Origin of the sequence: Butyrivibrio sp. WCE2006, from assembly GCF_000701985.1 — a bacterium.
Lineage (GTDB): Bacteria > Bacillota > Clostridia > Lachnospirales > Lachnospiraceae > Butyrivibrio.
Window position 1 is genome coordinate 1 of the sequence record NZ_JNKH01000068.1, and the last position, 9460, is coordinate 9460.

The 9460-nt window shown below is 37.1% G+C and carries 9 protein-coding genes and 1 tRNA gene; 6 read left to right on the forward strand and 4 right to left on the reverse strand.

All coding sequences use genetic code 11. The features are described from left to right. The coding region (locus T501_RS21125; RefSeq protein ID WP_197028000.1) for a transposase zinc-binding domain-containing protein at positions 1–239 on the reverse strand (239 nt) is incomplete at its 3' end. A 922-nt stretch (positions 240–1161) separates the two neighbouring features. On the opposite strand from T501_RS21125, the gene T501_RS18815 reads away from it, so the two are divergent. Further along, positions 1162–1557, forward strand: a complete 396-nt coding sequence (locus tag T501_RS18815; RefSeq protein WP_044917000.1) for a hypothetical protein — start codon at positions 1162–1164, stop codon at positions 1555–1557. A gap of 113 nt (positions 1558–1670) precedes the next feature. Here T501_RS18815 and T501_RS18820 read toward each other — a convergent pair whose 3' ends face one another. Genes T501_RS18820 through T501_RS18830 form a run of 3 tightly spaced genes read right to left on the reverse strand, consistent with a single transcriptional unit; the run spans position 1671 to position 3422 of the window. Continuing rightward, positions 1671–2621, reverse strand: coding sequence for a hypothetical protein (locus T501_RS18820; RefSeq protein ID WP_197028001.1), 951 nt, complete (start codon positions 2619–2621; stop codon positions 1671–1673). Continuing rightward, the gene (locus T501_RS18825) at positions 2546–3079 is read right to left on the reverse strand and encodes a hypothetical protein (protein ID WP_044917002.1); all 534 of its coding nucleotides are present in this window, start codon (positions 3077–3079) and stop codon (positions 2546–2548) included. The genes T501_RS18820 and T501_RS18825 overlap by 76 nt, the downstream gene beginning before the upstream one ends. Continuing rightward, complete coding sequence (locus T501_RS18830; protein ID WP_044917003.1) at positions 3024–3422, reverse strand: hypothetical protein; 399 nt, start codon at positions 3420–3422, stop codon at positions 3024–3026. Before T501_RS18830 ends, T501_RS18825 begins: the two co-directional genes overlap by 56 nt. Positions 3423–3668: 246 nt before the next feature. On the opposite strand from T501_RS18830, the gene T501_RS18835 reads away from it, so the two are divergent. The 5 genes from T501_RS18835 (at position 3669) to T501_RS18855 (ending at position 9225) form a co-directional block, all read left to right on the forward strand. After that, complete coding sequence (locus tag T501_RS18835; RefSeq protein ID WP_044917005.1) at positions 3669–5825, forward strand: phospholipase D-like domain-containing protein; 2157 nt, start codon at positions 3669–3671, stop codon at positions 5823–5825. Between the two features lie 113 nt (positions 5826–5938). Continuing rightward, complete coding sequence (locus tag T501_RS18840; RefSeq protein WP_044917007.1) at positions 5939–6598, forward strand: hypothetical protein; 660 nt, start codon at positions 5939–5941, stop codon at positions 6596–6598. Between the two features lie 101 nt (positions 6599–6699). After that, positions 6700–6772, forward strand: a tRNA-Ile gene (locus T501_RS18845). A gap of 490 nt (positions 6773–7262) precedes the next feature. Further along, the gene (locus tag T501_RS18850; RefSeq protein WP_155994939.1) at positions 7263–8402 is read left to right on the forward strand and encodes a hypothetical protein; all 1140 of its coding nucleotides are present in this window, start codon (positions 7263–7265) and stop codon (positions 8400–8402) included. A 13-nt stretch (positions 8403–8415) separates the two neighbouring features. Beyond that, positions 8416–9225, forward strand: a complete 810-nt coding sequence (locus T501_RS18855; protein WP_044917010.1) for a hypothetical protein — start codon at positions 8416–8418, stop codon at positions 9223–9225. The last annotated feature ends 235 nt before the right edge of the window (positions 9226–9460 follow it).

A 9460-nucleotide genomic window follows, 5' to 3' on the forward strand; every position in this document is an offset into this window, starting at 1 on the left:
TGAGCACGTTTTTGTGAATACATGGCACCACATGTAGGGCAGAATCTTGAATGACAACGAAAGGGAACAAATTTGAGAGTACCACAATCAGGGCAGCCGTACATAGCGCCGCCATAAGCAGGATCCCCGCAATTGATCATCTTATCGATGTTTTCCATTTCGGTCTTGCGGGGATGAAGAGTATATTGAATTTCTTCATAATGATCGCGGAACAGATCTTGTAGAGTATTTCGTTTCATAAAATCATTATGAATGAGTTGAGGCAAAAAACAACCCCACCCCTCATGATTGAGGGGCAGGGGAGTTGAGGTGCCGTAGGCACTTTTTTATTGGGGATAATCAAACTTTTTGAGGGTTTGCCAAGCGTTTTGAGGGTCTGACTTCACCTCAAAAACTTTGAATACCCTAAAAATCTTAATGAAAATGTAGAGTTTGAAAGAGCCGGAACTACAGATGGGTATTAAAAGGAGAGCATTGGTGGGTACAAGTGTAATCGAATTATCGGATAATGAAGTAAAAATAATACTGATCTTAAGAAAAATTCTCGAGAGGTGAAATGATGCTGAACTAAGAAGCAAAAGTGATGGTACTTATAAAGTTTTTGAAGTAGAACGAAAGAAAATCGTTGGGTGAAGGGGCATCCGATAGTAGCCAATGGGGGCTAAGCAGTGGCAAATGCTATTGTTTGGCCTTTTTATCTAGAGTAGTGAATGGATATTCGGATATTCGGAATTGGTGAGAGAGTTATTGGACATGCAAAATGCTACTATGTTTATAGCGAAACTGTAGTATTGTCTAGGACTTAAAGACATTAGTAGCTATTGGTAGAAAGCAGAAGGTGCTAATAATGTAAAATTAAGAAAAGGATTAGAATAATTCCGTTATATGGAATAGGGGAAGGTTTTTTGCTGGAGAACAATCATGATGTGAAGGTCATACAACATGTTGCACGCGATATGTGATTGTGGTAAAATTCCGGAATGGAAAATGTACACATCCCATATATTGTAGACATAAGTAAGGAGAAAACATATAGTTCAGATAGATTGGATGAAAAATAAGGCTTAAGTACTATCTGAAAAAAAATATAGTTGTTATTTCGAAAGAGTCCGATGACTATTTATATTGTTCGTATTAAATAAACGTGAAAGGAAGAGAGTTATGAAATTAAGTAAAGAAATTATTGGTGAAAAGTTGACAGGTGATATACAGTTTTATGAGGATGATTTAATTAGTATTGAAACTAGGCGAAAAATAGATGATCCCTTTTCTTCATTCCCATGTTCGAAAGTTAAAACTTCTGACTATTATGTTGTAGTTGACGGTTTTGAAATCGATGTTAATGAAAACGATGGTTCAATAACTATAAATGGAAAGGCAAGAGTAGATTATACGGTTATTGGTGATTGCTATGAAAAAGAATGTGCACTCGATCTTGAAAAGTGTCCAGAAATTGATAGTTCGGCTAACATTTCATTTGATATAAGCATAAATGATCCGAAGAAAAAAACATGGAATACAGAAATTGTGATTTTGGATCTCTACGAGCCCTTTTAAATAGAATAACATCACAGAAAAGGTCTTCTATGATAATTGATTTTATCATAGAAGGCCTTTTGAACTATGGTTTTATCTCATTTACGGAGATTTTGAAATCAAAGTAATGGGATTCATTCAATCTTAACGATGGAATTTTTGTGATAATATCTGAACTCATTAATAAATTCCCCTATTCCAGAAGGCTTATATATAAGTCCATTGCTAACAGCATCTGCTAGAGTTTGTTCCGCTGATTTTGATTTTAAATATTTGAATTTTGAGATTGCATTACCAAGTATGCCAAGACCGGCGTATTTATTCTGTAATGTGAGATCGAATGTAATATAGTCGTCAGAATCCTCGAATTTTACGGCATTATATACGTGGGTAGTAGTACTTATCATTTTACAATCAATGTCGAGCTTATTGGAGACTAGATATGTTATTGTTGCATAGCCAGTGCAATTGATGCCCTTGTCAGTATAGTATGTGTCGGTGAAATTGTCATTGGGAATGATAACATGGTGCTTGTTCATATATTTTGTTTTTTTGCTTACGTCTTTACTATAATGAAAATTATCGGCCATGTATTTTGTGAATTCATAAAAAAGTTCTCTTTCTGATGCAGTATCACCTGCCAAATCTCGTATAGTGTCAGCGATTTCAGAAGCGATTGCGTCTGCTTTATCAATATCATATGAATTCTTTGCGACAAGTCTGCACTCAGATCCCTGTCTCAATAAAACCCAATTTCCCCTATCTCTTAGAGTTGGTCCATCATAGAGGGAATCTTCTTTATCAATTTTTACAACTTCGGCTAAAATTATATAAGGATTGATATCTTTTGGACATTTAAATGAAGCAGAGTTTTTCTTCTCTATAACCAATTGATGATATATGCTGTCTATATCGATATTGCTGATATTAGTATTGTGCTTTGCACGTAATGTGGGTTTTAAAGCCGTCGTAGCAAATAATAACATGATTAAGACTGCAGTAAAGAAAATCAATACCTTTTGAATATTAGTGATACTTGGTGAAGAGCGATAAGCATAATTGTTTTTATAATAACATTTTCCCATAAATATATATCTCCTAAAAATATAGCATTAATTGAATGCCTAAAAATAGAATACAACAATACTGTCTGCCAAATTATGAACAGCGCATCTATTGTCTTCCTCACCATAATCATGCTTTTTAATACACTATCTTCTGAGAGCTTGTCTATGTATTTGAGCAATTTATCAAAGCCATCGTTGCTATTTGGCGAGGGACCTATAATTGTTGCCCCACCAATAGGGAAATATCTTACAGTTACTTCTGCAAATGATAATTCCGTATCATATTTGTCGTAATAGTAATAAAGTGTACCAGTGTAAGTGTTCTTTGCAATTCTATGTGGGTCACGAATAAGGCATCCGCCTCTCTGTTTTATATCTCTTAGTCTTATGTCAGAAAGGGTTACTTTTGACAATGTATTATTAGTCAGGGTAATAATCCCACATTGGATCAGGTTCTTTATATTTAATAAGTCCATTTGAATATACAACTCCTTCACTATTTCTGGGTAATACATACGCAATATTGCCTTCATTGTCTTCTTCCAAGGTGACTTCGAATTGAACTGGATCCGTGCATTCTTTATAGTGCTGGTCGAAATTGCTGCAATCAACGGATTCTTCTCTTAAAATGCCTTCGAAGCAGGCTTCAGCAGTATTATTATCTTCATTAATACCAAGTTCAATGATTTCAACATCATATAATGTGAAATTAAAACGTTCATCAAAACGTTTTTGAATGTTTAATCCATATACTATTTCTGAGATAATATCATCCTTCTTTCGCTCGAAGTATGCATCTGCTTTTTCATATACAATCATATCTTTCTCCTAAAAAATATTTGCAGAATTATTCTCTGCATCAGCTATAGCATATTATTGCATTTTTGATGTCCTATACAAAGGACATGATTGCAAATCATGTTTTCTTCCACTATTTATGTTTGGATTATATGTTTTTGATGTATTATTGTGAGCGGTTCTAATAGAACAAGCATTTTTATAGGACATCAAAAACATACAATAGAATATAGAACAGTATAGTTGGTTTTGAAAGGAGACTATGAAATGAGAGATAGTTTTGTAACTACCAATGATAATCTGTACCTATTCAACATTGATGATCATGTGTCAGAGCTCGCTGATTTCTTCGATATTTTTAATGATGAGAGATACCGGGAATTTAGAGCTATTTCATATGTTGCATCGCCAGAATTTTTTTGCACTCATACTAATCATTTTTGTGAAGTTGAGACTATCATCGGAATAAACGATAGTGAAACGTGTAGCACCATTTCAAAAGGAATCATGCAGAACTGGGAGTTTTCAGGAATTGATTTCTTTAATAGTTGTGATGATGAAATGAAAGAGAAAATTGCTAATGATAGAGTTAAACTTCGCTTTTGTAAAACGGGAGTGACTGCGCATAGCAAGATTTATTTATTGCATGGAGTTAGTGATGGTGTTGATAATTATCTTACGATAATTGGATCCTGTAATATGACAAATAACGGATTTGGAATTGGAGCGAGACAGTTTGAAGATGGGTGCATATCAAGAGATGCCAAGGTATACAATGATTATCTGAATAGATATCAGGCTATTTATCTAAACACTATAGATGCTGTTCCTGAAGGCTGTAAAAGGTTATGGAAAAAGGAAAACCGGTTGGCGGATTTGGCAGAAGAGGCAGATATTAAAACGGAACATCTTGATAATAATAGAGAAGATATGTCAATTACGACAGAAAGTATCAGAGAATTGACAGAACTTAGCCATAAGGATACAGATGAAGCAAGGAGAGCAGAGAGAATTGTTGAACTGATAAAGACTTCTACTAATAATGCTAAGAATAAAATACGCACCGTTAAGAGCAAGAGTGAGCTGGAGGCTAATCGGCATGAGTTTACCAAACTTCGAGTTCAGAAGGTATCTGTTGGAGATGATCCTGCACCACGCACGGAACTGATTTATCATTCTGAATCTAATAATCTATATGCAACAAGGCCTGGGATTGATAAAGACGCAATAATCTTTAATGAGAAGTTGTCGTCCGATGATATCAGGGATGAATTGGAGAAATTGGTCAGTTTTACAAGATGTTATGAAAGAAATGTAGCTGATAATAATAGTGATGTAGGCAAGAAAATCTGGGAGGTTTTTCTGCACGCATATCAATCGCCATTCTTTTGGAAGTATCGTGTGGGCATGAAAAAATATTTCAATGGAACGGAGGAGATGCTCGCTAAAATTCCTAATATATTGTTCATAAGTGGACAAAGTAGCTCTGGTAAAACGCCGCTTTTGTCAGCAATAAATCAACTACTACAGAACGGAGCATACAATATACCACAATGGAAGAGCTATAGAGATTATGATGGCAAATCATATATGACCAACAGGATGCAGGAGAATAATTTATTTCCGGTAATGATAGATGAGGTAGAAAAGGACTTTCTTTCAGGTGGAAAGTGTAGATGGTATGGAGAGGCATGGATAAAGGAAGTATCTAATAATTTAGGATCCGGATTAAAGCCATATATGATGATGGCCTCAAATAAGAATATTGAATTATCATCTCCCCTTCAGACAAGAATTAATTATATTTCAATTGATGAAAAAATAGCGCTTTCATCAGAAGAGAGAACAATTTTGTCGGATATAATAAACAGCATGAATAATAGACTGTTTAAGGACTTTTGTGCAAGAGCGTTAGAAAAAGAAAATATTTATGATGTGAAGTACGATTCAAAATTCATGCCTGATTTTGCAGGCCCTGCTAGAGATATTTTTTTAGAGTACTTCGAAGAGGTGCAGATGGAAATACCAGACAATTTCCCAATGTCGCCAATAAATGATTATGCCATCAAGGGGATACAGATGTGGAAGGATGCTTTTTCCGATCAGACAATTTCTGAGGCATTCACATATAAAGGGGAGAGTAACGAACTGATAGTGAATCGTGAGCTCTTATCACGTAAGCAGTATTCCAGGAAGGAGAGAGATCTGCTTCGGTTTCTTAGTGAATCTGTGAAGAAGAGTGGTAATGCTAATGAAAATCAGTATTTACATCGTGATGCCGAAGCTTTCTTTGAATGGATTGGAGTAAAGAATCCATATATTGATAATATGGTTGTCTCTGAGGACGAGGATATATGCGTCAAGGATACAAGGAAGCTAAGAGGGATTCGCGCATGGATTGCAAGATTAACAAAATCAGTATGATAAATATCTTGAAGTATATCATTCAACTAGCGGTTCAATGACAACCAATTATTTATGACCTTATACTTTGTTTAAGGCAAATAAAAAAGTATAGTTCATGGAGGGTGAAGCTTATGGCAGATAAGATGCTTGTCACCCAGGCTCTTGATGAGAGAGACCTGCTTGTGAAAAAGATTCAGGATAAGATTTCAAAGGCTAGCTTTGTAGATACAATCAAGCCCAATGAGGAAAAGGTGCTTGATGCAAGAGTATCCAAGGATGAATTTGCCAAGGATGCAGAAAGTGCATATCAGCAGATTCAGGATCTGATTGACAGATTCCAGAGAATTGATGCAGCAATCGTTGCTTCAAATGCTAATACAACTATCAATACCACCTATGGCTCTTTTACCGTTGCAGGTGCAATTTCTCTAAGAAGCAGATTGCGCGGTGCGGGATCATATGATGGAGATGCTGATTTCGAGAGATCACTTCAGCTTAAGATGGAAAAGGATTACCAGACCAGAGTCGCTATAGCAGATATGAAAAACAAGCAGCTGCAGAACACAGCAGAGAGCATGAGACTTTCAATTCTTGGTAAGGATACCAAAGTTAAGGATGAGAAGCCTTTGGAAGTAGTTGAAGCTTATGTGAAGGAGAACACTACTGAGCTGGTGGATCCACTTGATGTTCAGAAAAAGATTTCTGTACTTCAGGAAAAGAGGGATACGCTTCTTACTGAGCTTGATACTCAGATTAAAGTATCCAATGCGACAACGTTTATTGAGATTTGATTAACTCAGTAAGAATTGCCTGCAACACGAAAACTTCAAACCCGGTTTCCCTGTAACAGGGTTACGTTACAATTACCAATACTGCAAATATTGGATGAGTATTCAGAATGGCGAAGTGGAAATCGCACTGGGTTAATGGTCCGGAAATCGCAGGTTCGAATCCTGCTTCTGAAGCCCCGATTGAAAGGGGAAAGTCGTCTAAAACGACCAACAACAATATTAACCATTTTGCATTTTGGTTAAACCGTAAATTATCGTCGGTCAATTGTATTTGCCTCAATTATCAATTGGAAACTGAGAACGTGCTTTAGACATAGAAATATGTTGAAATCCGTGATAAAGGTTAGGGCGTTAAACCGGTTGGGCTGAAGTAATCCTCATGGCTGTGTTGTAGGCAATATAATAATTTCGGAATTTTATCATATGAGTACCTTAAGCCTGGCTAAGCGGTGAAAAGACCTTGCAGAGATGCAGGGTCTTTTTTCAACTAGTGGTTCAATGACAATGCTGAGTAGGAAGGATATCATAACCATAATAAGAAATTGCATATCCTACTGCGAAAAAGGAAGTGCTTCACAATAATAGATTTGGGGAATTTGGTGATATGGTTACAGAACGAAAAATATCTAGATGGAAGAATAAATATTGGCATGCTGAATACACTTTGAGTAATGAAGGTTTAGAGAAGATGATGGAACTCATGAGCCTCACTAACAAGATTGGTACAGATGGCAGGAGCTCACGAAGATCAATATGGGTAAATGTTCCGAACAAAACAGATGAGGGGGACTGGGTAAACATAAGGTTCTGTGGCGCTGTTTATGGCCCTGGAGATGTCTTTTACGAAGTTATGCTGGATGACATAAGTGTGATGTCTTATGACTCCAAGAGTACGGATAGAAGCATAGTAGATATAACGGATATGCTTGATGGGCTTATTGAGTGTGTTAAACTGGTCCTTTCTTTAGCGGAAAAAGGAGAGTATGAGAGCTATATCGCCAAGGTGCCATATGAAAGAAGGAGAGGGGCTATCCGTAGAACGGATTATTATGATATTTTTCCTGAGGCAAGGGAAAGCTACATTAGCTCGTTGAGTCAGGATGAAATAAATGAATTGATGGAAAGCGGAGGCTGTACAGACTACATAGAGGAAAAAATGACGGCCAGAAGTTTCTACGAGGCTTGTGCTGTCGTATATGAAGCGCTTGGTATGCCAAAAGAAAAAACAGCCGGATTACATTGCTATGAAGACAGTAAAGCGGAAAGAGCATTCTATTCCGGAATGACACCAAAGGAATGGTACTACCTAACTGCGGATGGCAGGGATGATGGGCTCTATATGGTTCCGATGGATGATCCGGTTCATTTTCTTGGGTGGTTAAGGCGTGATAAAGCCTACTTTGATTATAAATATCTTAGTGGCCATGAATGGGATTTTATACAAAAATTCTCAACTAATATGCAGATGATGGTGACTGAGGATTCGGAATCCGGTAACTGTATCATTCACATTATGGGAGACTCCAAGGCGAGAAGTGATGATTTGATAAGAGCTTTCCTGGCTCTTAAAAGAGCAGGCTATGGTGTTACGCTTAATGGATACAAAGAGATTGTCGGGAGATTGAATGAAACTGATTATGTGGGGATTGTGGAGTTTGAAAAGAATCTTTCGCATGTAGACACTATTGCTGGGCATGATGTGCGTGACAGCATTTGCTTATGCGACTTTCAGGATGAAAGCGTTGTGGAGAAAATAATAAAAGCAACAGAGTGGGAAGATTTGGATACTGTACGGTTGGCTTGAAAGGAATAGAAATATGGAACAGAAGCCCATACATGGGTGGGAAAAGCAGTATATGGATAAAGCAGAGAAATTGGAGATTTATTGTTGCTCAGCTGAATCCGACAGCGAAATCAGAGGGCGACTTTTTGGAGAATCCCCAAAAGAAGTTATTGAAATATATAAAAGAATAAACCCATGCGCTAAATGTGGCGCTCAGAATCCTAAAGCTCTCGAGTATGAATGCATGGGAGATTTCGATTTTTCCATAACCTGCAGAAAATGTGGCAGAAGTATATGCAGAAGCATGTATGATTTTGATGTAAAGCAACCCGGAGAATGGATTGATCTATGCATTGAAGATTGGAATTGTGGTGTAGATCAAGAAGAAATTGAAGCAGCCAATAAAGCTGAAAGAGAGAGGAAAAAGCTGGAAGAAGGAAATTTGATCTGGAAGCCATGGTATGCCAACAATATGGTTAATAATCCTTTGGAAGGATATTACTGTTTGCTGTTCAGGAGATTGGTGGATGGAAAAATATATGGCTGCAAATGGACTATAGAATTTCAGTATAAACAGGATGAAGCAGGAATGGTCATTCCTAACGATTCTGAGATAGAAGCATATATCCTTTTCAGGACGAGATATATTGATCTGGAGACAACTTTCGAATATCCAGAGCCTCAGGCAGAGTATGTTTATGAACCGGAATTAAATCCCAAATGTGTCGATGGAGTCAATGATAGGGGAGAGTTCGTCAGGGCTTTTTGGACACTGGAGGAAGCAAAGAGAGGTGTTATAAACGATTGTGGGTTCTATGGCTTTAATAAGGATACTCTTAGATGATGATTCATTCAGGATTACTTGAAGGATTCAACTATGCGTTGAATGCTAATTTGTTTCCCTGGATTTATAATAATAGCAGCTATTATCTATTAGGATATAGCAGAAGCAGGCACATGAGGCTTGCGCGAGCGATGAAATCGTATAGAGTGCTGACATGCTTTATGCGACGGAGCCATCGATGGGTTTGATAAGTAACCACAAGTCAGCTAGGTGAGATCCGAAAGAAAATTATCCA

Bases quoted from the DNA above. Each gene is read 5' to 3' on its own strand.
- T501_RS18820 (WP_197028001.1), bottom strand. From the start codon at position 2,621: ATGGGAAAATGTTATTATAAAAACAATTATGCTTATCGCTCTTCACCA.
- T501_RS18840 (WP_044917007.1), top strand. From the start codon at position 5,939: ATGGCAGATAAGATGCTTGTCACCCAGGCTCTTGATGAGAGAGACCTG.
- T501_RS18855 (WP_044917010.1), top strand. From the start codon at position 8,416: ATGGAACAGAAGCCCATACATGGGTGGGAAAAGCAGTATATGGATAAA.
- T501_RS18815 (WP_044917000.1), top strand. From the start codon at position 1,162: ATGAAATTAAGTAAAGAAATTATTGGTGAAAAGTTGACAGGTGATATA.
- T501_RS18835 (WP_044917005.1), top strand. From the start codon at position 3,669: ATGAGAGATAGTTTTGTAACTACCAATGATAATCTGTACCTATTCAAC.
- T501_RS18830 (WP_044917003.1), bottom strand. From the start codon at position 3,422: ATGATTGTATATGAAAAAGCAGATGCATACTTCGAGCGAAAGAAGGAT.
- T501_RS18825 (WP_044917002.1), bottom strand. From the start codon at position 3,079: ATGGACTTATTAAATATAAAGAACCTGATCCAATGTGGGATTATTACC.